Source organism: Salinicola lusitanus, assembly GCF_038648475.1.
Classification (GTDB): Bacteria; Pseudomonadota; Gammaproteobacteria; order Pseudomonadales; family Halomonadaceae; genus Salinicola; species Salinicola lusitanus.
Genome location: NZ_CP151919.1, coordinates 2300109 through 2324570 on the forward strand (window position 1 = coordinate 2300109; position 24462 = coordinate 2324570).

Below are 24462 nucleotides of genomic sequence, written 5' to 3' on the forward strand. Positions count from 1 at the left end.
CGTCTTCGCGTCTCGTCATTCGGTTGGATGGTCCAGCGTCAGTAGCAGGCTGGCATTGTTGCCGCCGAAGGCGAAGCTGTTGCTCAGCGCCCGGCGCGGCCGGCGTTCTGGTGTTGCCCCGGTCGTCACCAGAGGGAGCGGAGGAAGCTCCGGATCGTAGGTGCCGTCGAAACGGTGTGCCGGCAACCGCCCCTGGGCGAGTGCCAGCCAGCAGAAAGCGGCTTCCAGGGCCCCCGCGGCGCCAAGCGTGTGTCCCGTCAATCCCTTGGTCGAGCTGCAGGCCGGCGGGGTGGGAAACAGCATCGTCACGGCCGCGGCCTCCATGCTGTCGTTGAGCGCCGTGCCGGTGCCGTGCAGGTTGAGGTAGTCGATCTCGGACGCGTCGAGCCCGGCCATCGCCAGCGCCTGACGCATCGCTTCCGCTGCGCCACTGCCATCCGGGCGGGGTGCGGAGATGTGGTGAGCGTCGACGCTCTCGCCAACGCCGGCGAGCTGGATACCGCCGCTCTCGGGCGTCACCACGAACAGGGCCGCCGCTTCGCCGAGATTGATTCCGTCGCGATGCCGGGAGAAGGGCTGACAGGGATTGTCGCTGACGGCTTCCAGGCTCAGGAATCCATTGACCGTGAGACGACACAGGCTATCGGCGCCGCCGGCGATCACCGCATCGCACTGGCCACTCTTGAGCAGGCGCCTGGCGCTGGCCAGCGCTCTGGCGCTGGAGCTGCAGGCCGTCGACAGGGTGTAGCAGGGGCCGGTGATACCCAGACGCTCCGCGAGGAAGCGCGCCGGTGCGCCCAGCTCCTGGCGCGCGTAAGCGAAATCCTCCGGCAGCGGGCCCTCTCGGCCGCTCTTCGCCAATGCCGCCTCGGTCTCGCCGATGCCGGACGTGCTGCTGCCGATGACCACCCCGATCCGATCTCCCGGCACCGCGGACAACAGGGCTTCCAGTTCGTCGCCGAGGCGAGCCAGGGCGAGCGCCAGCAGCCGGTTGTTGCGGCTGCGATGGTCCTTGGGCCAGTGGCTGTCGTCGGGGAGTTCACTGGCGACCTGTCCTAGCGGCAGCGGACGGCCCGGGGTGAAGACGTCGCTGGTGGTCAGGCCGCGCTGGCCCGAGAACAGGGCGCGGCCGATCGTGTCCAGATCGTCGCCCAGCGAGCAGACCACGCCGGGGCGGGACAGGCGGCAAGAAGAAGCACTCATGAATCATCGTTCTCCTGCATCGGGTCGATCGTCAAGCGGTAGTGGCCCTGGCGGTCGTCCAGCATCAGTGTCTCGGCGCGATCGCGCGCCGGCACCGGCGTGATGCGGGCGATCAATCGCCCCCGATAGGTGATGTCGCGACTCGCCGCGCTGTCGACGACCTGCCAGGCGCTTCCCGCGAAGGCCTCGTGCAAGGCATCGAGAGGCCACAGGCTCCACTCCAGACGGGACGCCAGCCACTCTGGCGGTATCGGCAGCGGGGGTTCGCCCGGCGCATCGCCCGCCTCGAAGCGGGCGCCGTCGGCGTCGCGAACCAGCGTCGTCAGGCGCTGGCCGTAGGGCGTCACCAGCACCGCACGCAGGTGCTCCGGATCGATCCGGATGAACGCGATCAAGGTCCGGGCTTCGCCCTCATCCGGTTCGAAGGTGAGCTGGCTCTTCAGCGTGTCGGTCGTGGTGGCGGCGGCCAGTGGCGGCGGCGGCGACACCGGCGGACTCAAGCTGCAGGCGGACAGGGCGAACGCCAGGCACAGTGGCAGCAGGGGAAAGATGCGCCTCATCGTTCGGTCTCCGGCGACAGGCCGGGATCCGGCTGACGCGCATTGGCCGTCCCGGTCCCCGGCGCCCTCGATGCCGCCTGGCTCTCGCAGATGGCGGCCAGCGTGTCGATATGCCGGGCCGAGTCGGTGGCGAACGGGTTGCGACGGTCCCAGGCGTAGCCGGCCAGAATGGCACTGATGCGCTCCTTGATGTCGCGGGGCGCGTCGGCGTGGAAGATGATCGTCTGGAGTCGGCCGTCGTACCACGCATCGACGAAGGCGCGAAATGTCTCGACGCCCTCGCGCAGCGGCTGCTCGAACTGGCCCTGCCAGTCGATCGTCTCGCCGGCCAGCTGGCGATCCACCAGCGGTGCCGCCAGACTCGCGGATTTCAGCGCAATGGTGACACCGGAAGAGAACACCGGGTCCAGGAACTCGCCAGCGTTGCCCAGCAGCACATGACCGACGCCGTGCAGCCGGGTGACATCGGCGGAATATCCGCGGAGCTCGCCGACCGGGCGGGTCGGCCGCGCACCCTCCAGGAGCTGGCGGAAACGGGGTTCGGCGTCGATCAGCGCCTGCCAGCGTGTCTCGGGCGAGTGGCCGTAGGCGTCTATTCTCGCCGTCTGGCCGACCACGCCCACCGAAGCGCGCTGGTCGCGGAAGGGAATCAGCCAGTACCAGATGCCGGCATCGTCGGGATGAACGCCGATGAGGATCTTGTCGCGATCATGGCTCGGCTCGACCGGGCAGGCCTCGACATGGGTGAACAGCGCGGTGCGGGGAATCTGGCGGGCATCGCGCTCGAGCTCCTCGAGCCGGGCCAGTACACGCCCGTAGCCGCTGGCGTCGACGACGAAGCAGGCGGTCAGGGTGCGGGCATTGCCCGATTCATCGACGACATCGACCTCGGGTCGATCGGGATCGGCGCGGAAGGCGGTGACGGTGATGCCGAATTCGACCTCTGCGCCTTTCGCCCGGGCAGCCTCGATCAGCCGATGATCGAAGTCGGCCCGCTCGACCTGGAAGGTCGTGCCCCAGCCCGGCGTGAATTTCTCGCGGAAGTCGATCGTCGTGCTCTCGCCGCCGCGGGTGAACGCGGCACCGTTCTTGGGTTGATAGCCGGCGGCCTGGACGGCCTCGAGGAGGCCGGCCTCTTCGAGATGGCCCATGCACTGCGGCAGCAGGCTCTCGCCGATGGAAAAGCGCGGAAAATGGCTGCGCTCGACCACCAGGACGCGACGGCCGCGGGCGGCCAGCTGTGCCGCGATCGCGGCACCGGCGGGGCCGGCGCCAATCACGATGACCTCGTGGTCGGCTTCAGACACGTTCGCTCTCCCGTGGTGATGTCGTCGAATGGCCAGTTTCCGGGCGTACCCACGGGACCAGTGCCCAGACGCTGGCCAGGCCGATCAGGCAGGTCAGGCCGAGATAGTGCAGCGCGGGTGTGGCGCTGAAGGCCAGCATGCCGAAAGCCAGCAGGCTGGTGAGCGTCGATAGCGTGATCGCCAGCCACGCAGCCGGCTTGCGAGCATGCTCCACGTTGAAGATACCGGCATCCAGCCCGATTCCCAAGATCAGCAGCAGGCCCAATTGGTTGAAGATATTGAGTGGGACGCCGCCGACGGCGAAGGCGGTCAACACGATGAGCGTGGCGCCGAAGGGCGGTACCACCACACGCCAGGCGTGACGTCGATAACGCCACAGCAGTGCCAGCGTCATCAACGCCATGGCCGTTATCACCCAGATGGCGGTGTGGCGGCGGAGTTCGCCGAGCAGGCCGCCGATGCGACTGACGCGGTCGACGTACTTCACTTCCGGCAACGTGTCGGCGAGGGTCGCCAGGGCCGCGCTGGTGCGGTCATCGCGCTCGCCGGAGATCACCACGGTGGCGGCCACCTCGCCGTCACCCGTCTCGCCCAGCCACAGGCGCTGCTGGAGCGAGCCAATCGGTGTCTCGAGCCATTCGGCCAGGGTCAAGGGTGGCGCCTGGTCCAGGCGTGCTCGCGCCTGGTCGGCGACGTTTGCCGGCAAGCCAGCCCGCTCGACCAGTGCGTCCAGCGAGGGGCCGTAGAGCTTGCGTACCCGGGCCAGGTTGGCCTGCTGCTCGGCCATCGTCGGGACCGAGCCTGCCAGCGACTGGTACTCGATCCGGAGCCCGTCGGCAATGGCTCGGTCGAGCGCTCCGTCCAATGTTTCGAGCCGGGCCAGCAGCGCCTGGGTATCCGAGGCCCGAACCAGGAAATAGCGGCTGCCGGTGTCGCGGTCGAGCAGCTGTTGGACACGCTGCTCGTCGTGCATCAGTGCCGCCGGCGAGGGATTGAGCAGTTCCAGACTGTCATCGCTGGTCAGGCGCAGGGCGCAGATGGTCACCAGCACCAGTGCGCCGGCCAGGGCGAGCCACGGCGACAGGCGCCGGCGAGGCTGGCATAGTCGCCACCAGCGTGTCGCCAGGCTGGCGGTGAAAGGGCTGGCGTGGAGCGTGAAGCGGGGCAGCCACAGTACCACGGTGAGCCAGGCGCTGATCAGTCCGAAGGCGGCGAACGCTGCCATCTGGCGTAATCCCGGCATCGGGGTCAGGGCCTGGGCCACATAGGCGATGACACTCGAGATCAGGCCAAGGGTCAGGCTCGGCATCAGCCGACGAAGCCGGAATTGCCTGCCGTCGATGACGCGGTCGCACTGCAGGTGCAGCACATAGTCGACGGCGATACCGATCAGGCTGGCGCCGAACGCCAGGGTCAGCAGGTGCAAACGGCCGAAAATGCCCAGCGTCAACGTCAACGCGAACAGCGAACCGGCCACCAGGGGCAGCATCAGTTGCAGCAACACCCGAGGCGAGCGGAAGACGAAACCGATGATCAGCACCACCCCGAGCAGGGAGGCGGCGCCGATGGTGGACATCTCCCGCTTCGCCTGACGGGCCCCGGCGGCGGCGTGGAATACCAGCCCGGAACGCAGCAGTTGCGCATCGGGATGCTGCTGTTGAAATCGTTCGAGCGTGGCATGCAGCGCATTCTGCATCGGCAGCTCATAGGGGGAACCTTTCAACTCGCCGATCAGCACGCTCCACTGCCGCCCCTCGGCTTCCAGCGTCAGCAGACCGTCGGCGGCGCCGATCGGGCTGCGTGGGAGGCGTGACAGCCAGGCATCGAGCAGTCCGAAGGGGTCGGCGACGGGCTCGGGTCGCGCCGTCGGCGAGAACAGCCGGCGCAGCGCCGGCTCGATCAGCGCGCTGCCGCCATCGGCGTCGATGGCCTGCTGCCACTGCGGCGTCAGCAGGCGGTAGCGCCACTGCCCCATCCAGCCGTGCGGATCGGCGTCGGCCAGATCGAGCTCGCGCCAGTCGATGCCGGCCAGCTGGCCCTCGTCGACCAGCTGCTGCAACGCCTGGCCCAGCGCCTGCGTCGTCGCCACGCGGTCGTCATCGCCGAGCAGCAGCAGGAAGCGATTCTCGAAACCGCGCCCCAGCTCGCGGTCCGCCTGCTCGACCAGTGGCGCCTGCCGGTCGGCCGGCAGCAGGGCGGTGAGATCGGTATCGGCAGGAAGGCCCTGACGCAGCATCCAGCCCAGCCAGACGGCACAGAGCGCCAGCACCGCCAGCCAGAGCCAGCCGAGTCGACGGTAGCTGCTGCCGGTCATGAATCGTTCAGCGGGTGCTGGTCGAATAGCCGGACCTTCAACCGATCGCCGTCGGGGGTGCGCATGTCGAGATGATCAATGGTGTCGGAACCCTGCAGCGTGATCTCGGCGATGCGCTCGCGCAGTGCGGGCTCTCTCGGGGTCAGCGCGACCTGCCAGTCATCCTGGTCGCCGGACAGCGCCAGCGTGAAGCGGGACTCCAGCGCCTGCCAGTTGCCTTCCAGCAGCTGCAGGAACAGCTGGGCGACCTGCTCGCCGCCGGGAGGCGCGTTCTCGCCGCTGCCATCGGTTATCGCCTGCGGCGTCAGCTCGATCCGCTCCTCGACCGGTTTTTCGAGTTGCCAGACGACGCGCTTGCCGCGCTCGAACAGGAAGGTGCCCTGGCTGGAGAGCGAACTGTCGAGATCCGCCAGTTCGCGCTGCTGCTCGAAGCTGCCCGCCAGCGAGGGCGTGGCGGCGAGCCGCCGTTGCAGGTCGTCCAGATCGAAGGCCTGGGCGCTCAGCGGCACCAACAGCAGCAAGGTGATCCACCATCGACGAAACGGCATGGTCGTGTCCTCGGGGTATCGCGTGTCGGGAATCGCCCGGTCAGATGACGGGGCGCTCGTCCTCTTGGTCGGGCTTGGCGGCGTGGGCATCCTCGCAGTCGAGCCAGAAGGGGAAGAAGTTGAACCACTGCAAGGGGGTCTTCTCGCACTGCCGCGTCAGCCAGTCGACGTAGCGTCCCATGGCTCTCTCTATCCATGCCGCCCGGTCTCGCCGGCTCAACGCGCTGGTATCGTCGAAGTGGTCGAAGTCGATGCGGTAGCTGGTCGCTTCGCGAAAGCAGCCGATGGTGTAGACCGGGCAGCGCAGCAGGCTCGCCAGCCAGAACGGGCCTTCCGGGAAACGCGCCGGATGGCCCAGGAAGGGAAGCGTGCGGGCGCGTCCGCTATCGCTGATCGGCACACGATCCGCGGCGATCACCACGAACCCGCCTTCCGCGATCCGACGCCCCAGCCTCATCGCCGTCGATGGCGTGATCTCGCTGACCTCGATGATCTCGGGCGGGTTCTCGCGGTGGGTCGAGCGCGCCAGGACCTCGTCGAACTGCTGCGCGTTGCGTGTGTGCATCAGCAGGGTCGCGCGGAAGTCCTCCTGCATGTCGCTCATGGCGGTGCAGATCTCCATGTTGCCGACATGGGAGACGAGCATGATGCCGCCACGGCCGCTTTCGACCGCCTGGCGAAACCGCTCCCGCGTATCGCCCTCGAAACTGAGCGCCGGCGGGATGCCGCTCCAGGCGTCGATCTTGTCCATCAGGCTCTGCCCGAAGCTGCGGAAGTGGCGCAGACTCAGCCAGGTCAGATGGCTGGGCGCCTGGCCGTAGCGGTGCCGCCACAGCCGGGTAAGGTAGGTGTGGGAGGCGCGCCGATGCAGGCCGTGGGCAATATAGTAGTAGACGATCACCAGCAGCAGCATGAACTGGAACGGTAGCCGTCCCAGCTTGCGCCGGATCCAGACCATGGCGCGAACCCCGCCGGCAGTGCCGGTCTCGCGAATTCTCGACCAGTGATTGGGATTGCTGCTGATCGGGGTCATGAGAGGCGTTCCTGGCGGCGGCTCAAGAGATCGGGGAGGCGTCTGAGCATGCCGAGCACCAGACGCAGATGCATGCGGGCGAGCAGCACGTTGTCCCGCCATAGCTGGAAGTGGGAGACGCCGTCGATGGGGTAGCGGACGCGGACGGGCAGGTTGGCGACGCGCCCGCCCTGCCAGTGCCAGCGTACCGGAAGCTCGCTGTCGAACTCCATGCGATCGCCGCAGGGGTGCTCGGCAACCAGCCGGTTGACGGCGGCGACGGGGTAGAGCTTGACCCCGCACATGGTGTCGCGAAGCTCGAACGACAGCGTCGCCAGCCAGACCAGCGAATGGGTGATGTAGCGGGAGTAGAAGCGGTGCCGAGGCACGCTGGCGTCGAATCGCGGGTAGCCGAGCCGCAGGACCTCGTCGTCGGCGCGGAGCCCCTCGACGAAGGGCGGCAGGTCGGCCGCTTCGTGCTGGCCATCCGCATCCACCTGCAGTACGTGGGTCAGCCCGCGCTCGGCGGCTCGTGCCAGGCCCGCCCGCACCGCCGCACCCTTGCCCCGGTTGACGGCCAGCCTGACCAGATCCACCGTCTCGGCCTCTGCCAGGGCGTCCAGCACCCCGGCACAGTGCGCGTCGCTGCCGTCATCGACCAGGATGACCGGCAACTTCAGCAGCGCCAGTCGCGCCAGGGTCTGGCCGACCGCCTCGGCGTGATTGTAGACCGGCACCAGGACCGCGATGCGGGCGCTGTTCTCTTGCGACATTCTTCAACTCTCCCGCGCTTGCCGATGGATCAGGGCGACCCGTCCCGTTACATGTTTCCCGCGCTGGCTCTCGCCTTCGAGGCGCAGGCTCTCGGTCCCGTCGCTCCGACGGTGGTCCAGGCTCATTTCGAAGCGGTCGCCGGGCAGTAGCGGCTGGGGGAATCGCAGCCGCTCGAGGCTCTCGAACTCGCCATTCAACGTGAACAGGCGGCGCGCCTGCTGCATCGCCCAGTGCATCAGGGCGATGCCGGGCACTACCGGCTGGCCGTCGAAGTGGCCGTCCACGTAGGCGCAATGCTCCGGGACCTCCAGCGTGATCCGCCAGCCGTTCTCGTGAAGCTGTTCACCCAGCCAGCGCGGCGCGCGCCGGTCCTCGAGATCGAGGAACAGGCGCTGCCGGATCTCCGCGCTCAACTTGCCCTGACTATTGGTCGGCCAGGAGGCGACGAAACGCCAGTAGCGAGGCAGCACCGGCGTTTCGAAATGGGCGGCGAGTTCCCGGCGCAGCCGCTTCACCGTATCGCGATGCTGGCGATGATCGTGGGGGATATCGTTCGGCGAGAGCTGAACGATGGCGGCGAGGCGAAGGTCGCGGCGTTGCAGCGTCAGGGTCTGCGCCCGCTCGACGCCGGGGAGCGCGCTCAGGGCCCGGTCCATGGCCGTCAGCGAGATCCGTTTGCCACCGATCTTGACGATCCGGTCGGCGCGCCCCAGCAGTTCGAAGCCCTGTTGCGTCCGCGCGATAAGATCGGCCTGACGTTGCCACTGATCCGGGGTCTCAAGATGACGCGAGCGCAGCCATAGACGATGGTCTTCGTCGTGGCTCACCTCGACGCCGGGCAGCGCGGTCCAGTCGGGGGCTTGCTGCTGGACGCGCCAAGCGATGCCGCCGGTCTCGGAGCTGCCGTACACCTCGTGAACGGAGTGGCCGAGACGCTCGTGGACCCGGTCGCTGGCGTCCTTGGAGAGCGGTGCTCCCGAGCTATAGATCGTTGCCAGCGCCGCGCTGACCGGCTTCCAGTCGAGCGCTTCCGGGAGCCGGGACAGCGCCGGTGGCGCACTGACGAGAATCATCCGCTTGCCGGTCGCCTGGCACTGCTGCAACCAGGTGTAGAGGGTTTCCGGGTAACGACAGGGTCGGGCCGAGAAGGGGCTGTTCTCGCACAGCGGACGCAGGATCGAGAACAGCAGGCCGTAGATGTGCTGATGACTGACCTGGCTGACGACCAGTCGGCCCGACAGCGGCCAGAGCGAGGCCTGGGTGGCGAGTTCGGCATCCAACTGGTCGAAACGTTTGTCCAGCCGCTGTGGCTCGCCGCTGGAGCCGGACGTGTAGAGCGAGACGGCGATAGCGGGTAGCGGGCGCGAGTGCCACTGGGGCGGGTGGTCAGGGGGGCTTCCCGTCCGCCCGCTCTTGCGACCCGGCTCGGTGGGCCCTAGCGCCACGCCCGCCTCATCCAGCGCCGATAGCGTCTTCGGTTGGTTGTCTGCCGGGAGCACGACGCGATCGCCGCGCTCCCAGATCGCGATCAGGGCGGCACTGAATTCGATCGGGTCCGGCTCGAACAGGCGCCAGCTTCCACTCGTGTTGGGCGTCTCGAGCAGGCGCTGCTGCCATGCCCCGATACGCGCATGCCATTCGGGCGCGGTCAACCAGCGCGATGGCGTATCCGCTTCTGGTGGGATCCAGGCGATGGCGTCCGTCGTCGCGCGGTCACGCCATGGCCGGTCGGCGAGTCTACGAAACGTCATGGGACGCCTTGTCTTGAGATTTCATGGCCGCTTCCGCTCGCCTTTTGACCCGCTGGCGCAAGCACCACTCCCCCAGGAACATGGCCAGCATCAGGCCGTAGACGATGCCGCCGTTGTACCAGGCCCAGACCTCGAGGTCGGCAAAAATCGCGGTGAACAGGGCAATGGCACCGTTGAGCGAGAAGAAGACGCACCAGGCTTGGGTCACTCGCCGGGTGTAGCGCACGGCGTGAGGGGGCAGATCGGGTTCCTGCCGACGGGCGAACCGCTCGATCAGCGTCGGCGGATGACGCAGGCCGTGGGAAAAGACCAGCAGCAGAGCCACGTTGACCACCACCGGCCATAGTCGCAGGCCGAGTTCTGCGCTGCCGGTCGCCATCAGCAGGACGACCAGCGGCAACAGACCCCATCCCCAGCGTCGTTGCGTCGGCGGCAGTCGCCACCATGCCGCGACGGCCAGCACCACCAGCAGTGGCCAGGCACCGTAGTGCGGCAACAGCCAGTGCACCACCAAAGGCCAGGCAAGACCGAGGATACCCACTGCCAGCCAGAGCAGCCGGCTGCGACCGTGGGTGGGAGTCGACGTGATCACGAGGGCGCCGCCGCCGTCATTTCTGGCGACGCGATTCGACCAGGGCCGCCAAACTCTTCAGATTGGCGAAATGCTGGCGGGAGGACTCCGCCTCGGATTCCAGGGTGATGCCGTAGCGCTTCTGTAGCGCGAGGCCCAGTTCCAGCGCGTCGATGGAGTCGAGGCCCAGACCTTCGACGAACAGCGGTTCGTTGGGATCGATGTCTTCCGGTGTGACGTCCTCGAGCTCCAGGGTCTCGATGATCATCTCCTTGAGTTCTTGTTCCAGCGCCGTCGTTGTCATCGGTCTTGATCGTCCTTGTGACTCGTTCGTTATCGATTACTGGCGCCCGTCGGGCGCGTTGCCGGTAGCTTGCCGGCCGGTTGCGGCGATCATCCCGTCGCCAAAACGGGTTGCCGCGGGGGGCGGATCATGACCGAACCGGCTCGAGTTGCCAACCGCGTCGGCTGATGGCGCATGCGATTCGTTGGCGACTGCCCATCAGCCAGTCGATGATGTCCAGGGGCTGCAAGGTCGAGTCGCCTGTCGGGTTCATCGTCTCGACCAGGCGCTGGGCGTCTCCAGTTGGCTGGCTGCCGACCCGAAGGGCAACGGCAGCGGAGAGCGACGCGGGGGCGTAGGCGGCGAATCGCTGGGGAACGGGCTGGTCACTGAAGACGAGCAGCAGGCTCGACTGGCCGTCGGCGAGGTAGCCGTGGGTTTCCGCGATCAGCGCGGCCCACTCGCTGCCGCTTGCGGCTATCGCCTGCTGGCTGCACCGGTTGCCACTGGCGATGGAGTAGACGCCGGCCGTGGCGTTGTGAACCGACAGGCCAAAGCGTGCCGGCGAGAGAGGTTCGCCTTCATTGAGGCCGTACAGCATTTCCAGCGTGCGCTCACCATCGCCATGGCGCGAGGCGTGCAGCACGATGCGATTCGTTTCGGGATCCAGCGTGGCGAGCATGTCGCAGACGGCTCGCCCGATCAGATTGAGGCGACGACGTAGCATCGCGGGAACGGCCTTGCCGGCAGGTTTGTCCTGGGTGTCGAGTCGAGACTCCCCCGCGGCCTCGCGGTGAGGCGTCCAGGCTCGCCAATCCTGTAGGTAAAGATCCGTCATGAGGTTCTTTTAACGGTCCGTATCGTAACAATTCTACGCATCATAACGGAAAACCGGGCCAGCGCCGTGCAAGCTTTGTGGATTCCGAAGGGGGCATCGCCGTCCCGGTGGGAGCGTCTAAGCGCCGAACCGGAGTCCGGCGCACCCTCGGGAGGACGATCCCTCAGGCCCGACAAGCCTACCGTCGCTCTCCGAGGAAAGACTTGATGCAGGTTAAGTCTCGACTTGGGCGAGAGGTAAAAAGCGCGCGGAATCCGGTATATCCGATCAAGCAGGGAGACGGTAGTCGTGTACTGAAGCTTTACAGCGAAATCGAGAAGGCCTGCTTCTGCCCCGCCCACTTCAGAGTTGATGAACCCGTGTCGAGGGGTAAGCGGGATGCCGAGCAGGAGGCGAGGAGTGCCGAGGCGGCGGGTTTGACCGTGACCGATCTGCGCACGGCGCGCTGCCGCATGGTGTTTCACGATGTAGGGGCGGTTGTCTGGATCCTGCGGAAGTGCGTCTGGTGGGTGCCGGATTTCTCCGTGAGCCGGTACAGGCCTCTCTTGTGTCGGCTGGACGCGGATATGCGCCAAGGCAACCCCTTCGTGGCGCACTCCACGCGTCACCTGATCGAAGCGCGTCGTTGAGCCGGAGAGACTACCGGCTACAGGGATCGTCCAGAGGCACCTCGCGAGGCCGGAAGCGGCGGGAGATGGCGTCGATGGCGATGTTGAGCACGGCGGTGACCAGCAGCAGGAAAAAGGCCTGATCGAACATCAGGTACTGAAAGGCGGAGTCGATGTAGAAACCCAGGGTCGCGACGCCTAGCATCCCGAGCAGGGCGGTCTCCCGCATGATGACCTCCGCGCGGTAGCAGACCAGTGCCAGCAGGTTGGGGTAGAGACGGGGCAGCAGTTCGTAGGCGTAACGCCCGGATGCCGGCAGGTCGGGCATGCCCAGGGTCAGGCCGTCGGCGTGACGCGCGACCAGGAACGCGATCAGGGCACCGTTGTGCAGGGCGAGCGCCAGCCATGCCGGCAGCATCGATGGCCCCAGCATCAGCAGGAGGATAAAGGCCAGCATCAGTTCCGGCGTCGAACGCATGACGACCAGTAGCATCCGACCGCCGAATCCCAGCCAGGGGCGACCGAAATGGCGACTGGCCAGCGGCCACAGCAGCAGCGCCAGCAGCAGGCTGCCGACGGTACCCATGAGCGCCAGCAGCAGCGTGTTGCCGACCGCTGGCAGCAGTTCCGGTAGCCCGGCCAGCCAGGCGCCCAGACCGGGCAGGTCACCCTCAAGCAACGGTGATGGCCACAGGTCGTGGCTGACGAAACGCCACAGCAGCTCGCCATCGACATCCGGCCATGGGCCGAGGAAGAACAAGGCGCCGATCAGTAGCGGTACCAGCAGGCGGCGGTGCCCCCACCAGTGCAAGGTGGCGACGAGCGCATAGAAGATCCAGAGCAGCGCGCCGGCTTCGCCGAACCGTCCCTCGCGAAAGGCGCTCTCCAGGTAGAACCCGAGCGTCGGCAGGCCGACGAAACCGAGCAGCACGCTGGCGCGCATGGCGCACTCGAAGCGGTAGCGGGTGTAGCTGGCGAGTCGCTCCCAGACCAGCGGCAGTTCGGCGTAGAGGAAGCGTGACAACCGATCGACCCCGCTGGGCAGGGCGTCACCCGGCGCCCTGGGCGTGAGTTCCAGAATCTCCGCGTAGACCTTGGCGAAGATACCGGCATAAGGAATGGCCAGCGCGGCCAGGGCGGTGACCGCGGACAGGCCGAAGACCTGGAGGAACAGCAGTGCCCAGAACAGCTCGTGAATGGCGCGAACGAACGCACAGAAGCTCCGCACCAGTCTCGAGCGATGAAACAGCAGTGCCAGCGGAAAACCGAGTATCGCGCCGATGAACGTGCCCCACAGCGCGACACTCACGGTCAGGGCGATGGCGCGCAGCGGACTCTCCAGCGCCATGAAGTCGGGCCAGGCGAAACCCACGGCCATTCGCCACAGTTCGCCCCACGGATCGACCGTAATGATTCGCAGGTCGGCGAGGGGCAGCAGCAGCAGACACAGGAGTATCAGCGCCAGCGAACGGCGCGCCAGCGTCAGGCCGGGACTGCGTCCCCGCAGCAGGCCGGGGGCTGGACTCATGTCGATGCGGCGACTCCAGCGTCGTGGTGCGATGGCCCGGCATCCGGGTAGAGGGCGTCGAGGCTCGCCAGTGTCAGCTCGCGGGTGGGGGCGTCCAGCACCACCTGAGCGTCTCGCAGCCCAATGACGCGATCGAAGTGGTCGAGCGCCAGCCGGTGCTGATGCAGCGCGATGATGCAGGTTGGATGGCGCGCCTGGATGCACTCCAGCAGCCGCCTCGCCTGGTGGGGATCGACGCTGGCCAGCGGCTCGTCGCCGAGAAAGACGCTGCGCTGCTGGTACAAGGCCCTGGCGATCGCCACCCGCTGGCGCTGGCCGCCGGAAAGCTGCTCCACCGGACGACGAAGCAGGCCCTCCAGGCCCAGTTCACCAACCAGCTGCTCGATCTCCTTCCAGGCGTCGCGCCGGGGCTTTAGAAGATTGATCAGGTTGGTCAGCGCCCGGTGTCGCTCCAGGCGCCCCATATAGACGTTGTGATAGACCGAAAGCAGCGGCACCAGGCCGTGACCCTGCGGGCACCAGGCGGCAGCGTGGTCCAGCCGGCGCCGGATTTCGGCCAGCAGGGTGGACTTGCCGGCACCGCTCTGGCCCAGCAGGGCCACGCGCTCGCCGGCTTCGAAGGTCAACGACAGGTCGGGCAGCACCACTTGCGTCCCGTGCCCCAGGTCGACCCTGTCCAGCGCCAGTAACGACATCGTTGTCAGCGCAGCAGGCCGATGGATTTCCCTACCGCCTCGATCGGGGCGTAGTCGTCGTTGCTGGCCGGGATGAAGCCCGAGCGCGGGAAGCTCTCCAGCAGGGCGGGGTCGGTCATGTCTAGCAGGGCCTGCTGCACCTTCTGGGTGAATCCCTCGCCGTAACGCTCGTCGGCGTCGCCACGCAGGGTCCACTGGTAGTCCGGATAGGTCGGTGATTCCCAGATCACTTCGACCTTGTCGGTGTCGACGCGGCTATCCTCGACGGCGGCTTCCCACACGGTGAAGTTCACCGCGCCGATGTCGTAGGTGCCGGACTCGACCAGCGCGATGGTACGGGTGTGGTCGCCGGAGAAACCGACGCGGGAGAAGAGCTGGTCGGGGGCTTCATCGAAGCGCTGGCGGATGAAGTGCTCCGGCATCAAGCGGCCCGATGTCGATGTCTTGGCGCCGAAGGTGAACGAGTGTCCGGCGACCGAGTCGGGAAGCTCGTCCTGATTCGGTTCGATACCGGTTGCGGTATTGGCGATGAAATAGCTGCGGAACTCCGCATCCTCTGCCCCCTGGGCGATGGCTTTCGAGCCCGGTACCAGTTGCCGGGCCTGCACGCCCGACAGTCCCCCGAACCACGCCAGTTGGACCTGGTCGTTGCGGAAGGCGGTGACCGCGGCGCCGTAAGAGGTGACGGGGACGTACTCGACATCGACCCCGAGCTTGTCCGAGAGATAGTCGGCGACCTTGGAGAAGCGCTCGACCAGGCGTGACTGGTCCTCGTCCGGAATGGCGGTGAAGCGGAAGGTGTCGGCGGCATTGGCGGTCGAGCAGACCATTGTCAGGACCAGGGCGAACATCCAGCGCATGAGCGGCGACCTCGGGTGAGTGAGAAGACGCACATGATAACCGCAATGTGGCACCGGGATTAATCGGCGTGGTCGTAGGAAATGACCGATCCGCCTAAGCCGCAGCAACGGCTGGCGTCATCCCTCCTTCGGCGGGAACTTGGTCGGACGCAGGCTTTCCTTGATGGTCCTGAGGTGTGGCAGGAAGGACTCGCCTCGGCGCAGCGTCACGCCCGTCGCCAGTACGTCGATCAGCGCCATGTGGATCATGCGCGAACTCATCGGCATGTAGACTTCGGTGTCCTCCGGCAGGTCGACCGGGAGGATGTCGGTGCAGACGCTGGCCAGCGGCGACCCGTCGCGAGTGATGCCGATGACCAGGGCGCCGCTTTCGCGGGCGACCTGAGCCACCTCGACCAGGTCGCGGGTCCTGCCGGTGTAGGAGATGACGACGATGACGTCACCGGTGTGCGACGCCGCGGCGATCATCCGCTGCATCAGCACGTCATTGTAGGCGCCGACCGGCAGATTGAAGCGGAAGAACTTGTTCTGGGCGTCGAAGGCCGCCGGCGCCGATGCGCCCAGCGCGAAGAAATGGATCTGACGCGCCTGGGAGAGATGGTCGACGACGCGCTCGATGCGCTTGGGGTCGACGCCGCGACGGATCTCGTCCAGCGCCGCGATGGTCGCACCGATGATCTTGTCGGTGTAGGCGGCGGCGTCGTCGTCACTTTCGACGCTGCGGCTGACGTAGGGGGTGCCGCCTGCCAGGCTTTGCGCCAACTGGATCTTGAAGTCCGGGTAGCCCTTGGTCTCGAAATTGCGACAGAAACGGTTGACCGTGGGTTCGCTCACCGTGGCAGCCTGTGCCAGAGTGGCTATGCTCATGCCAATCGCCGCATTGGGGTCCTGGAGGATGACGTCGGCAACCTTGCGTTCCGAGCGATTCAGGTCGTCGACCCGCGAACGAATGCGGGCGATGAGATCGTGCATTGCCATGGTTGCGGGGCATCTCCTAACGGCGGAATGATGATTGATTCGTCATACAGGCCCTGCATCCTAGCCTCTGGTGACACCAGCGCCAAGCGGCGAGCGTCGAGGCCGCAGGCGCTCGCTGGCGGCTGGACACGATATAATGGTCTGGTGAGGTAATTTAGTTACGAAGTTGCATGTCAAAAGCCATTCGCATGGCGTATTTTATTCGTAAATTAACGACTCTGGTGGAGGGAGGCAATGACTCGAGAGGCAACGCCCAACGTGGATTTGGCTCTGTTCGGTGCGCTCGGCGACCTGGCGCTGCGCAAGCTTTACCCGGCGCTCTATCACCTGGATCGCGATGGCCTGCTGGGGGCCGACACCCGGATTCTGGGGTTGGCACGACGTGAGCACGACGCCGACAGTTTCCGCAGCGTGGTGCTGGGAATGCTCAAGAAGCGGGTCAAGGCCAAGGAGCTCGAGCAGACCTGCCTGGACCGGTTCCTGGCTCGGCTCGACTACACCCAGCTCGATTTCGATACCGTCGACGGCTACGAGAAGATTCGGGACTGGCACGCCGAGAGTCCGGACTCCCAGTGCCCGCTGACCATCTACCTGGCGGTCCCCGCCAGCATCTACGGGGCGATCTGTGCCAATCTCGAGCAGAGTGGCAGCCTCGATGGCGAGTCGCGGGTCGTGGTCGAGAAGCCGATCGGCTACGATCTCGACTCCTCCCACGAGATCAACGACGCCATCGGCGCAGTCTTCCCCGAGTCGCGCATCTACCGCATGGACCACTACCTGGGCAAGGAGACGGTCCAGAACCTGATCGCACTGCGTTTCGCCAACCCGATGTTCGGCAACCAGTGGAACCAGAGCCAGATCTCCCATGTCGAGATCACCGTGGCCGAACAGGTCGGTATCGAGGGTCGCTGGGGCTATTTCGACAAGGCTGGCCAACTGCGCGACATGGTCCAGAACCATCTCCTGCAATTGCTGACCATGCTCGCCATGGACCCCCCGGCCAATCTCGATGCGGATGCCATCCGTGACGAGAAGGTCAAGGTACTCAAGGCGCTCAAGCCGCTGGAGGGCGAGGATCTCAACCGGCATGTGGTCCGTGGGCAGTATGTCGCCGGTACCATGGAAGGCGAGAGCGTTCCGGGATATCTCGAGGAGGAGGACGCCAACACCTCCAGCACCACGGAAACCTTCGTCGCCATGCGCCTGGAGGTCGCCAACTGGCGCTGGGCCGGCGTGCCGTTCTATCTGCGAACCGGCAAGCGCATGCCGGAAAAGCTGTCGCAGATCGTCATCCACTTCCGTCAGCAACCGCACTACATCTTCGATCCGGATCAGCGCAACCTCGCCGCCAACAAGCTGGTGATCCGTCTCCAGCCGGAGGAGGGCATCGCGCTGCAGGTGTTGACCAAGGATGGCGGTCTCGACAAGGGCATGCGGCTGCGTCCCGGCCCGCTGCACCTGGACTTCAACCACGCCTTTCCCAAGGAGCGGATTCCGGATGCCTACGAGCGTCTGCTGCTCGAGGTGATGAAAGGGCAGCAGTACCTGTTCGTCCGTCGCGACGAGGTCGAGTACGCCTGGAAGTGGGTCGATCAGTTGATCGCCGGCTGGGAAAAGCGGGATATCCCGCCGCGTCGTTATCCGGCCGGATCCTGGGGGCCCGTGGCCTCCATCGCGATGATCACGCAGGATGGTCGTTCCTGGTATGAAGATTACTGAGAGCGCCCGCGAGCAGATCGGCGCGCAGCTGGCCGCCGCCGCCGCCCAGGCACTGACCGAGGACCTGGCCAGCCAGCCTCGCGCGCTGCTGGTCGTCTCCGGCGGCTCGACCCCGCTGCCGTTCCTTCGACGGCTGGCCGAGCAGCCGGTGGCGTGGTCGCGGGTCGATGTCACCCTCGCCGACGAGCGCTGGGTGCACGAGGATCACCCCGACAGCAACGCGCGGCTGGTCCGGGAGACCCTGCTGACCGGGCGGGCCGTGGCGGCGACCTTTCACTCGCTGACCACCACCGATTCCACGCCGGAGCAGGGCGCGGCGACGGTCGCCGCCCGCCTGGCGACACTACCTTGGCCGGCCAGTCTGGTCGTTCTCGGCATGGGCAACGATGGTCATACCGCCTCGCTGTTTCCGGACAGCGGCGAGCTCTCGCTGGCATTGAGTACGGATGACAGCGTCGTGGCCGTGCGGGCGCCCAGCGTCCCGCAGCCGCGCATCACCCTGAGCGCGGCCCGGCTTCACGATGCCCGCCGCCACGCGCTGCATCTGGTCGGCGACGCCAAGAAAGCGGTGCTGGCCCAGGCGCTCAGTGGAGACGATGTCCGTGAACTGCCGATCCGTGCCTTCCTGACCTGCCCCCTTACCCTCTACTGGGCGCCCTGACGCGCCACCCCCGCCTGCTTGAGGGCCGGGTACCCATCAAAGGAGCCATTCCGATATGCGATCCGAATCACAACTGCCGATTTCCCAGACCGATCGCCTCGATGCGATCTGCCGGTCCACGGCGATCATTCCGGTGCTGGTCATCGAGCGTCTCGAACACGCCGTACCGCTGGCGCAGGCGCTGGTCGACGGCGGGCTCGACGTGCTCGAGATCACCTTGCGCACCGACTGTGCGGTCGATGCCATCAAGCGCATTCAGCAGCAGTTGCCCGACGTGACAGTGGGCGCCGGTACGGTACTGAGCATCGATCAATATCGCATCTGCGAGGAGCTCGGTGTCGATTTCGTCGTCACGCCCGGCACGACGCCAGCCCTGTTCGAGCACGGCACTGCCAGTAACGTACCGCTGTTGCCCGGTGTGGCCACGGTTTCCGAGGTCGTCACGGGTTGGGAGTACGGCTATCGCCGCTTCAAGTTCTTCCCGGCGGAAGCCAACGGTGGCGCCAAGGCGCTCAAATCCTTTGGCGGCCCGTTGCCCGAGGCGCTGTTCTGTCCGACCGGCGGGGTGACGGTCGACAACGCCGGCGACTATCTCGCACTGCCCAACGTGATGTGCATCGGCGGTTCCTGGATGGCGCCGAAGTCGCTCGTCGACCAGGAGGACTGGGCTGGCATCACGCGCCTGACTCGGGAGGCGACGCAGCGCTATCCGCGCTGAGACACGGGACGGGCCGATGATTGTCGGTTCGGGCGCGCGTCGACAGCCAGGTGACCTCGTGCTGCTCGAAGGGCTCACGGCTTTTGAGGAATACCCCTCGTCCCCTGACGGCGCCACACTATGCTGTCAGGGGATTCCTCGTCCAGGACTGGAGAGAAGGCATGAGCGAACGTTCTCGAGTGGCGGTGGTGACCGGCACGAGTAGTGGTATCGGCCGTGCGGTAGTGGAGAATCTTGCGAACCAGGGCATCCGCGTGATGGCCGTCGACGCCAATCCGGCCGGCAAGGCCGTGGCGGAAGCCGTGGGTGCCACCTTCTTCGAAGCCGATCTTACCGAGGGTGAGCAGTGCGCCCGGGTGATCGGTACGGCGGTGGAACGTTTCGGCAGCGTCGATATTCTGGTCAATAATGCCGGGATCCAACATGTCGCCGATATCGAGCATTTTCCGCCGGACAAGTGGCGCAAGATCATCGACTTGATGTTGACCGCGCCATTTCTGCTGACCCAGGCCGCATGGCCGCATATGCGCGAAAAGGCGTGGGGGCGGATCATCAATATCGCCTCCATCCATGCCAACGTGGCATCCCCGGGGAAATCGGCCTACGTCAGCGCCAAGCATGGCCTCATCGGTCTGACACGAACAGCCGCGCTGGAAGGTGGCGAGCATGGCATTACCGCCAATGCGATCTGCCCGGCCTACGTGCGCACGCCGCTGGTGGAGCGCCAGATCGCAGACCAGGCGACGCTGAATGGGATGGATGAGTCGGAAGTGATCGAGAAGATCATGCTGAGCGGGGCCGCCATCAAGCGACTCATCGAGCCGGAGGAGGTTGCTGGCGTCGTGGCCTACCTCGCCTCGGACCAGGCCTCTGCCGTCACCGGTGCAGACTGGGCCATCGACCTGGGATGGACGGCGCGCTGAGAGAAAGTCGTCGCGAGCGGCCAGGCGCCCCATGGGCACCTGGCCGCGCGTCGGATGGGCGTTCAGTGTCGTTCGACGGCCGTGGCCACCCCCTGGCCGCCGCCAATGCAGAGCGTCGCCAAGCCGCGCTTGACATCGCGGCGCTGCATCTCGTGCAGTAGCGTCACCAGAATTCGAGCGCCGGAAGCGCCGATGGGATGGCCCAGTGCGATGGCGCCGCCATTGACGTTGACCTTGTCCTGGCTCCACCCCAGATCCTTGGCCACGGCGAGCGTCTGGGCGGCGAACGCCTCGTTGGCCTCGATCAGATCCAGATCGTCGATCGTCCAGCCGGCTCGCCGCAGGCAGCGTCGAGTCGCCGGGACCGGGCCGATACCCATGGTCGCCGGGTCGACGGCGGCGTTGGCGTAGGCCCGAATGGTGGCAAGAACCGGAAGCCCGAGCTTGGCGGCACGGTCGGCACTCATGATCAGCAGGGCAGCGGCGCCATCGTTGAGCGACGACGCATTGCCGGCAGTGACGCTGCCGCTCTTGGAGAAGGCTGGCTTGAGCTTGCCCAGAGACTCGACGGTGACACCGTCTCGCGGCTGCTCGTCACGTTCGATCACGATGGGATCGCCGCGTCGCTGAGGCACGCTGACCGGAGTGATCTCCGCATCGAAGCGGCCGGATTCCCGCGCCGCCGAGGCGCGCCGCTGGGATTCCGCGGCGTAGGCGTCCTGATCGCGGCGGGAGATGTCCCACTGCTCGGCCACGTTCTCTGCGGTGATGCCCATGTGGTAGTCGTTGAAGGCGTCCCACAGGCCGTCGTGAATCATGCTGTCGAGCAGCTCGGCGTGGCCCATGCGCAGTCCGGTACGCGCCTTGTGCAGCACGTAGGGCGCCAGGCTCATGCTCTCCATGCCGCCGGCAACGATGGTTTCGGCATCGCCGCAGCGGATCGCCTGGACGGCCAGATGCACGGCCTTGAGGCCGGAGCCGCAGACCTTGTCGACCGTCATCGCCGGCACGTTGTCCGGCAGGCCGGCTTCGATGGACGCCTGGCGTGCGGTGTTCTGGCCCAGGCCCGCGCGCAGCACATGGCCCATGATCACTTCATCGACGCCGGCCGGGTCGATACCTTCGAGGACGCGACGGATGGCGGTCGCTCCCAGGGTCACCGCGGGGACGCTGGCAAGCCCCCCCTGGAAGGTGCCGATCGGCGTGCGCGTGGCCGCGACGATGACCACGTCGCGCAGGGTGGTTGCGTTGACATCAGGCATGGGTGGCCTCCCGCTGGTCGATCAGCTCGCAGCCGGTGGCTTCGCGAATCTCCTCGAGCGTGACATCGGGCGCCAGCTCGACCAGCGCCAGCCCCTCGGCGGTGACGTCCATCACGCCGAGATCGGTGATGATGCGGTCGACCACCCCGACCCCGGTCAGTGGCAGATTGCACGCCTTCAGGATCTTGTGCTCGCCCTTGGCGGTATGGCTCATCAATACCACCACGCGCTGCACGCCGGCGACCAGATCCATTGCGCCACCCATGCCCTTGACCATCTTGCCGGGAATCATCCAGTTGGCGAGGTCCCCCTGTTCGGAGACCTGCATGGCGCCCAGGATCGCCAGGTTGATCTTGCCACCGCGGATCATCGCGAACGACTCGGCGTTGTCGAAGTAGCTAGAGCCGGGCAGGGCGGTGACCGTCTGCTTGCCGGCGTTGATCAGGTCGGGGTCGAGGGTTTCCTCGGTGGGGAAGGGGCCGATGCCGAGCAGACCGTTCTCCGACTGCAGCCAGACTTCCATGCCGTCGGGGATGTAGTTCGCCACCAGTGTCGGCTGGCCGATGCCCAGGTTGACGTAGAAGCCGTCCCGAAGCTCGCCGGCGGCGCGTTGCGCCATCTGTTCCTTGTTCCAGGGCATCTCAGTTTCCCTCCCTGAGCGTGCGTTTCTCGATGCGTTTTTCCGGGGTCGGGTTATGCACGATGCGGTGCACGAAAATGCCCGGCAGGTGGATATCGTCAGGGTCGAGGGCGCCGGTCTCGACGATCTCCTCCACCTCGGCGACACAGATCCTGCCGGCCATGGCGGCCAGCGGATTGAAGTTGCGCGCGGTCTTGTTGAAGCGCAGGTTGCCAGCCTTGTCGGCGACCTGGGCCTTGACCAGCGCCACGTCGACCGGCAGGCCGCGCTCCATGACGTAATGCTCGCCGTCGAACTCGCGAACTTCCTTGCCTTCGGCGATCTTGGTGCCGTAGCCGGTCTTGGTGAAGAAGGCAGCGATGCCGGCGCCACCTGCGCGCAGCCGCTCGGCCAGGGTGCCCTGGGGGCAGAACTCCAGTTCGAGTTCGCCGGAGAGATACTGGCGCTCGAACTCCTTGTTCTCGCCCACGTAGGAGGAGAGCATCTTGCGGATCTGGCGCGACTCGAGCAGCAGCCCGAGGCCGAAGCCGTCGACGCCGGCATTGTTGCTGGCCACCGTCAGATTCTTCTTGCCGGTGTCGCGCAGGGCCGCGATCAGCGATTCGGGGATGCCGCACAGGCCGAAGCCGCCGACGGCCAGGGTCATGCCATCCTCGATCAGGCCATCGAGGGCGGCCTGGGCGCTGTCGAAGCATTTTCCGCTGCGCGTCCCGGCGGGGCGCGTCTGGGTAGTGGCGTGCTGGGTCATGGCGAGCCTCGGTTGTTATGTCCTGGATAGACTATGACCGCTCGCCGCGCTGTAATTAAATTTATTTTCGCCGATAATTGTCGAGTTTTTCTCATTAATTGGGCGTTTTGATGACCATCAAGCAACTCCGCGCCTTCCTTGCCGTGGCGCAGACATTGAGTTTCGCGCAGGCCTGCGAGCGCCTGCACGTGACCCAGTCGGCGCTGAGTCTGGCGGTGAAGTCGCTGGAGTCACAGCTCGGCGGGGCGCTGTTCTCGCGTACCACTCGCCAGGTGCGGCTCACCCCCGAGGGCGAGGCGCTGCTGCCGGTGGCGCGTCGGCTGCTGGCCGAGTGGGATGACGCCGAGGATGCCATGAGGCGGCGTTTTCATCTGCAGCAGGGGCATCTGGCGATTGCCGCCATGCCATCCTTTGCCTCCAACTGCCTGCCGCCACTGATCGCGGATTTTCGCCAGCGCTACCCGCGCATCAGCGTCACCATTCACGATGTGATCAACGAGCAGGTGGTGGAGATGGTGCTGGCCCAGCGCGTGGAGTTCGGGATCGCCTTCGAGCCGCCACGCCAGCCGGCGCTGTCATTCACCCCGCTCCATCACGATCGCTTCGTGGCGGCGGTGCCGCCGACGTCGCCGCTCGCCGCGCAGGCGTCGACGACCTGGGCGGCGCTGCTGGCCTACCCGTTCATCACCCTGCAGCGGCCATCCCAGGTGAGGGTGATGCTGGAGCGGCAGCTGTCGCGGCACGGCATGACGCTACCGGTGGAGTTGGAGAGCCATCAATTGGCCACGGTCGGCCAACTGGTCGGCAAGGGCTTGGGCGTGAGCGCGGTGCCGGCCCTGTGCCGGGCCCAGATGGAGGCGCTGGGGGTGCGCTGTCTGGCGCTTTCCGAGCCGGCGATCGAGCGGCCGGTCGGCATCGTGAAGCGTGCCGACCAGCAGCTCTCCTCGACCGCGAGCGCTTTTCACGCCCTGATGGAGGATTCAGCTCGGGAGATCGTTGAGGTCTGAGGTGCCCGGTAGCGAGACGAACGCGCCGGGTCGCGTCGCCGCGAAGGCGCCGCAGCGACAGGCGAAGGTCAGGGCCTCGTTCAGCTTGGCGTCGTCGGCCAGCCAGTCGCCAAGGGTCTCGCAGGCCACTCCGGCGCGGGACAGGGACGCCAGCAGGCCGCCGATGAAGGCGTCGCCGGCGGCGGTGGTGTCGACCGCCTGGACGTTGGGCGGCACCGCCTGAAGCTGACGATCCGCCAGATGGGCGCTCACCGGCCCCGGGCCGTCGGTGATCACGATCAGTCGGGCGCCCTTGGCCAGTCTGGCACTGATCCACTCCTCGGCACTGCGATCGCCGCGAAGCGCATCCAGCTCTTCGGTGGAGAGCTTGATCAGATGGGCCCGTTCGAGCAACTGCTCGACCAGAGCGATATCGACATTGCCCTGGGGCCACAGCATCGCGCGCAGATTGACATCGACGCTGATCAGGCAGCCGCCACGGCGGGCGATGCTGGCGAGGTCGAGGGTGGTGCGGGCGATGGCGGCATCGGTCAGGCTGTTGCTGCACAGATGGACCAGGGCCGGTTCGGTGAAGATGCCGGGCGGCAGGTGTTCCCGGCGATAAAGCAGGTCGGCGGCGGGAGGGCGGTAGAAATCGAACTGGCGCTCTCCCTGGCGATCGCGGGAGACGAAGGCCAAGGCGGTGCGGGCTTCACGGGTTCGCACCACGTGCTGGGTGTCGACCCCGTAGCGGGTCAGTTCGTCGACCAGGAAGTCGCCGAAACGGTCGTCACCGATCATGCCCAGGAAGAGGCTGGGAATGCCCTGGCGGGCACAGGCCACGGCGGCATTGGCCGGCGCACCGCCGGCATAGGGCGTGAAGGTCTCGGGGCCGCTGTCGTCGCCCAGACGGCTGGACAACATGTCGACGAGGGCTTCGCCGAACGCGATGATGGGGGTCATGGGTTACCGACT

Annotated in this window: 25 protein-coding genes; 6 read left to right on the forward strand and 19 right to left on the reverse strand. The window is 66.5% G+C overall.

Annotated features, from left to right (window positions below):
• Positions 1-15: 15 nt before the first annotated feature.
• The 11 genes from AAGT95_RS10615 to AAGT95_RS10665 form a co-directional block, all read right to left on the reverse strand.
• Positions 16-1203 (reverse strand): beta-ketoacyl-ACP synthase, encoded by a 1188-nt coding sequence (locus AAGT95_RS10615; RefSeq protein ID WP_110602697.1) that lies wholly within the window; start codon positions 1201-1203, stop codon positions 16-18.
• On the reverse strand, positions 1200-1763 hold the full coding sequence (locus AAGT95_RS10620; RefSeq protein WP_342596467.1) for a DUF3261 domain-containing protein: 564 nt from the start codon (positions 1761-1763) through the stop codon (positions 1200-1202). The genes AAGT95_RS10615 and AAGT95_RS10620 overlap by 4 nt, the downstream gene beginning before the upstream one ends.
• Complete coding sequence (locus AAGT95_RS10625) at positions 1760-3070, reverse strand: NAD(P)/FAD-dependent oxidoreductase (RefSeq protein ID WP_342596468.1); 1311 nt, start codon at positions 3068-3070, stop codon at positions 1760-1762. Before AAGT95_RS10625 ends, AAGT95_RS10620 begins: the two co-directional genes overlap by 4 nt.
• A complete protein-coding gene (locus AAGT95_RS10630; protein ID WP_342596469.1) occupies positions 3063-5384 on the reverse strand; it encodes a hypothetical protein in 2322 nt (773 codons plus the stop codon). The genes AAGT95_RS10625 and AAGT95_RS10630 overlap by 8 nt, the downstream gene beginning before the upstream one ends.
• Complete coding sequence (locus AAGT95_RS10635) at positions 5381-5932, reverse strand: outer membrane lipoprotein carrier protein LolA (protein WP_342596470.1); 552 nt, start codon at positions 5930-5932, stop codon at positions 5381-5383. Before AAGT95_RS10635 ends, AAGT95_RS10630 begins: the two co-directional genes overlap by 4 nt.
• A 40-nt stretch (positions 5933-5972) precedes the next feature.
• Positions 5973-6965, reverse strand: coding sequence for a glycosyl transferase (locus AAGT95_RS10640; protein ID WP_342596471.1), 993 nt, complete (start codon positions 6963-6965; stop codon positions 5973-5975).
• A complete protein-coding gene (locus AAGT95_RS10645) occupies positions 6962-7717 on the reverse strand; it encodes a glycosyltransferase family 2 protein (RefSeq protein ID WP_110602704.1) in 756 nt (251 codons plus the stop codon). Before AAGT95_RS10645 ends, AAGT95_RS10640 begins: the two co-directional genes overlap by 4 nt.
• A gap of 3 nt (positions 7718-7720) precedes the next feature.
• Entirely contained in the window at positions 7721-9469 is a 1749-nt protein-coding gene (locus AAGT95_RS10650; RefSeq protein WP_342596472.1) for an AMP-binding protein, read from the reverse strand.
• Positions 9456-10061 (reverse strand): hypothetical protein, encoded by a 606-nt coding sequence (locus tag AAGT95_RS10655; RefSeq protein ID WP_342596473.1) that lies wholly within the window; start codon positions 10059-10061, stop codon positions 9456-9458. The genes AAGT95_RS10650 and AAGT95_RS10655 overlap by 14 nt, the downstream gene beginning before the upstream one ends.
• Positions 10062-10077: 16 nt before the next feature.
• A complete protein-coding gene (locus tag AAGT95_RS10660) occupies positions 10078-10344 on the reverse strand; it encodes a phosphopantetheine-binding protein (RefSeq protein ID WP_110707676.1) in 267 nt (88 codons plus the stop codon).
• Positions 10345-10471: 127 nt separating this feature from the next.
• Positions 10472-11161, reverse strand: coding sequence for a beta-ketoacyl synthase chain length factor (locus AAGT95_RS10665; RefSeq protein WP_342596474.1), 690 nt, complete (start codon positions 11159-11161; stop codon positions 10472-10474).
• 206 nt (positions 11162-11367) lie between these two features.
• On the opposite strand from AAGT95_RS10665, the gene AAGT95_RS10670 reads away from it, so the two are divergent.
• Positions 11368-11790, forward strand: a complete 423-nt coding sequence (locus tag AAGT95_RS10670) for a hypothetical protein (RefSeq protein ID WP_342596475.1) — start codon at positions 11368-11370, stop codon at positions 11788-11790.
• 10 nt (positions 11791-11800) lie between these two features.
• Here AAGT95_RS10670 and AAGT95_RS10675 read toward each other — a convergent pair whose 3' ends face one another.
• The 4 genes from AAGT95_RS10675 to hexR form a co-directional block, all read right to left on the reverse strand.
• Positions 11801-13297 carry an ABC transporter permease gene (locus AAGT95_RS10675; protein ID WP_342596476.1) on the reverse strand — a complete coding sequence of 499 codons (1497 nt, stop codon included), beginning with the start codon at positions 13295-13297 and terminating at the stop codon, positions 11801-11803.
• Positions 13294-13992, reverse strand: a complete 699-nt coding sequence (locus AAGT95_RS10680) for an ATP-binding cassette domain-containing protein (RefSeq protein ID WP_342596477.1) — start codon at positions 13990-13992, stop codon at positions 13294-13296. Before AAGT95_RS10680 ends, AAGT95_RS10675 begins: the two co-directional genes overlap by 4 nt.
• Before the next feature lie 5 nt (positions 13993-13997).
• A complete protein-coding gene (locus AAGT95_RS10685; protein ID WP_342596478.1) occupies positions 13998-14852 on the reverse strand; it encodes a putative selenate ABC transporter substrate-binding protein in 855 nt (284 codons plus the stop codon).
• A gap of 117 nt (positions 14853-14969) precedes the next feature.
• Positions 14970-15830 carry a transcriptional regulator HexR gene (gene hexR, locus AAGT95_RS10690; RefSeq protein WP_110707670.1) on the reverse strand — a complete coding sequence of 287 codons (861 nt, stop codon included), beginning with the start codon at positions 15828-15830 and terminating at the stop codon, positions 14970-14972.
• A 234-nt stretch (positions 15831-16064) separates the two neighbouring features.
• Here hexR and zwf point away from each other — a divergent pair, with 234 nt between their 5' ends.
• The 4 genes from zwf (at position 16065) to AAGT95_RS10710 (ending at position 19851) form a co-directional block, all read left to right on the forward strand.
• Positions 16065-17549, forward strand: a complete 1485-nt coding sequence (gene zwf / locus AAGT95_RS10695) for a glucose-6-phosphate dehydrogenase (protein ID WP_110602720.1) — start codon at positions 16065-16067, stop codon at positions 17547-17549.
• Positions 17536-18210: a 6-phosphogluconolactonase gene (gene pgl, locus AAGT95_RS10700; RefSeq protein ID WP_342596479.1), complete on the forward strand. Its 675-nt coding sequence runs from the start codon at positions 17536-17538 to the stop codon at positions 18208-18210. Before zwf ends, pgl begins: the two co-directional genes overlap by 14 nt.
• A 55-nt stretch (positions 18211-18265) precedes the next feature.
• Entirely contained in the window at positions 18266-18928 is a 663-nt protein-coding gene (locus AAGT95_RS10705) for a bifunctional 4-hydroxy-2-oxoglutarate aldolase/2-dehydro-3-deoxy-phosphogluconate aldolase (protein WP_110602724.1), read from the forward strand.
• 161 nt (positions 18929-19089) lie between these two features.
• On the forward strand, positions 19090-19851 hold the full coding sequence (locus AAGT95_RS10710) for a 3-hydroxybutyrate dehydrogenase (RefSeq protein WP_110602726.1): 762 nt from the start codon (positions 19090-19092) through the stop codon (positions 19849-19851).
• Between the two features lie 62 nt (positions 19852-19913).
• Here AAGT95_RS10710 and AAGT95_RS10715 read toward each other — a convergent pair whose 3' ends face one another.
• From AAGT95_RS10715 to AAGT95_RS10725, 3 genes are read right to left on the reverse strand one after another with little or no spacing between them, the layout of a single operon-like run.
• On the reverse strand, positions 19914-21089 hold the full coding sequence (locus tag AAGT95_RS10715; protein ID WP_342596526.1) for an acetyl-CoA C-acetyltransferase: 1176 nt from the start codon (positions 21087-21089) through the stop codon (positions 19914-19916).
• A 16-nt stretch (positions 21090-21105) separates the two neighbouring features.
• Positions 21106-21753, reverse strand: coding sequence for a CoA transferase subunit B (locus AAGT95_RS10720; RefSeq protein ID WP_110602727.1), 648 nt, complete (start codon positions 21751-21753; stop codon positions 21106-21108).
• 1 nt (position 21754) lies between these two features.
• Complete coding sequence (locus AAGT95_RS10725) at positions 21755-22501, reverse strand: CoA transferase subunit A (protein WP_110602729.1); 747 nt, start codon at positions 22499-22501, stop codon at positions 21755-21757.
• Between the two features lie 110 nt (positions 22502-22611).
• Here AAGT95_RS10725 and AAGT95_RS10730 point away from each other — a divergent pair, with 110 nt between their 5' ends.
• Positions 22612-23508 carry a LysR family transcriptional regulator gene (locus AAGT95_RS10730; RefSeq protein WP_342596480.1) on the forward strand — a complete coding sequence of 299 codons (897 nt, stop codon included), beginning with the start codon at positions 22612-22614 and terminating at the stop codon, positions 23506-23508.
• On the opposite strand, the gene AAGT95_RS10735 is transcribed toward AAGT95_RS10730, so the two are convergent.
• Positions 23482-24450 (reverse strand): carbohydrate kinase family protein, encoded by a 969-nt coding sequence (locus AAGT95_RS10735; RefSeq protein ID WP_110602733.1) that lies wholly within the window; start codon positions 24448-24450, stop codon positions 23482-23484. The genes AAGT95_RS10730 and AAGT95_RS10735 overlap by 27 nt on opposite strands.
• Between the last annotated feature and the right edge of the window lie 12 nt (positions 24451-24462).

Bases quoted from the DNA above. Each gene is read 5' to 3' on its own strand.
- AAGT95_RS10615 (WP_110602697.1), bottom strand. From the start codon at position 1,203: ATGAGTGCTTCTTCTTGCCGCCTGTCCCGCCCCGGCGTGGTCTGCTCG.
- AAGT95_RS10620 (WP_342596467.1), bottom strand. From the start codon at position 1,763: ATGAGGCGCATCTTTCCCCTGCTGCCACTGTGCCTGGCGTTCGCCCTG.
- AAGT95_RS10630 (WP_342596469.1), bottom strand. From the start codon at position 5,384: ATGACCGGCAGCAGCTACCGTCGACTCGGCTGGCTCTGGCTGGCGGTG.
- AAGT95_RS10635 (WP_342596470.1), bottom strand. From the start codon at position 5,932: ATGCCGTTTCGTCGATGGTGGATCACCTTGCTGCTGTTGGTGCCGCTG.
- AAGT95_RS10640 (WP_342596471.1), bottom strand. From the start codon at position 6,965: ATGACCCCGATCAGCAGCAATCCCAATCACTGGTCGAGAATTCGCGAG.
- AAGT95_RS10645 (WP_110602704.1), bottom strand. From the start codon at position 7,717: ATGTCGCAAGAGAACAGCGCCCGCATCGCGGTCCTGGTGCCGGTCTAC.
- AAGT95_RS10650 (WP_342596472.1), bottom strand. From the start codon at position 9,469: ATGACGTTTCGTAGACTCGCCGACCGGCCATGGCGTGACCGCGCGACG.
- AAGT95_RS10660 (WP_110707676.1), bottom strand. From the start codon at position 10,344: ATGACAACGACGGCGCTGGAACAAGAACTCAAGGAGATGATCATCGAG.
- AAGT95_RS10665 (WP_342596474.1), bottom strand. From the start codon at position 11,161: ATGACGGATCTTTACCTACAGGATTGGCGAGCCTGGACGCCTCACCGC.
- AAGT95_RS10670 (WP_342596475.1), top strand. From the start codon at position 11,368: ATGCAGGTTAAGTCTCGACTTGGGCGAGAGGTAAAAAGCGCGCGGAAT.
- AAGT95_RS10675 (WP_342596476.1), bottom strand. From the start codon at position 13,297: ATGAGTCCAGCCCCCGGCCTGCTGCGGGGACGCAGTCCCGGCCTGACG.
- AAGT95_RS10680 (WP_342596477.1), bottom strand. From the start codon at position 13,992: ATGTCGTTACTGGCGCTGGACAGGGTCGACCTGGGGCACGGGACGCAA.
- AAGT95_RS10685 (WP_342596478.1), bottom strand. From the start codon at position 14,852: ATGCGCTGGATGTTCGCCCTGGTCCTGACAATGGTCTGCTCGACCGCC.
- hexR (WP_110707670.1), bottom strand. From the start codon at position 15,830: ATGGCAATGCACGATCTCATCGCCCGCATTCGTTCGCGGGTCGACGAC.
- zwf (WP_110602720.1), top strand. From the start codon at position 16,065: ATGACTCGAGAGGCAACGCCCAACGTGGATTTGGCTCTGTTCGGTGCG.
- pgl (WP_342596479.1), top strand. From the start codon at position 17,536: ATGAAGATTACTGAGAGCGCCCGCGAGCAGATCGGCGCGCAGCTGGCC.
- AAGT95_RS10705 (WP_110602724.1), top strand. From the start codon at position 18,266: ATGCGATCCGAATCACAACTGCCGATTTCCCAGACCGATCGCCTCGAT.
- AAGT95_RS10710 (WP_110602726.1), top strand. From the start codon at position 19,090: ATGAGCGAACGTTCTCGAGTGGCGGTGGTGACCGGCACGAGTAGTGGT.
- AAGT95_RS10720 (WP_110602727.1), bottom strand. From the start codon at position 21,753: ATGCCCTGGAACAAGGAACAGATGGCGCAACGCGCCGCCGGCGAGCTT.
- AAGT95_RS10725 (WP_110602729.1), bottom strand. From the start codon at position 22,501: ATGACCCAGCACGCCACTACCCAGACGCGCCCCGCCGGGACGCGCAGC.
- AAGT95_RS10730 (WP_342596480.1), top strand. From the start codon at position 22,612: ATGACCATCAAGCAACTCCGCGCCTTCCTTGCCGTGGCGCAGACATTG.
- AAGT95_RS10735 (WP_110602733.1), bottom strand. From the start codon at position 24,450: ATGACCCCCATCATCGCGTTCGGCGAAGCCCTCGTCGACATGTTGTCC.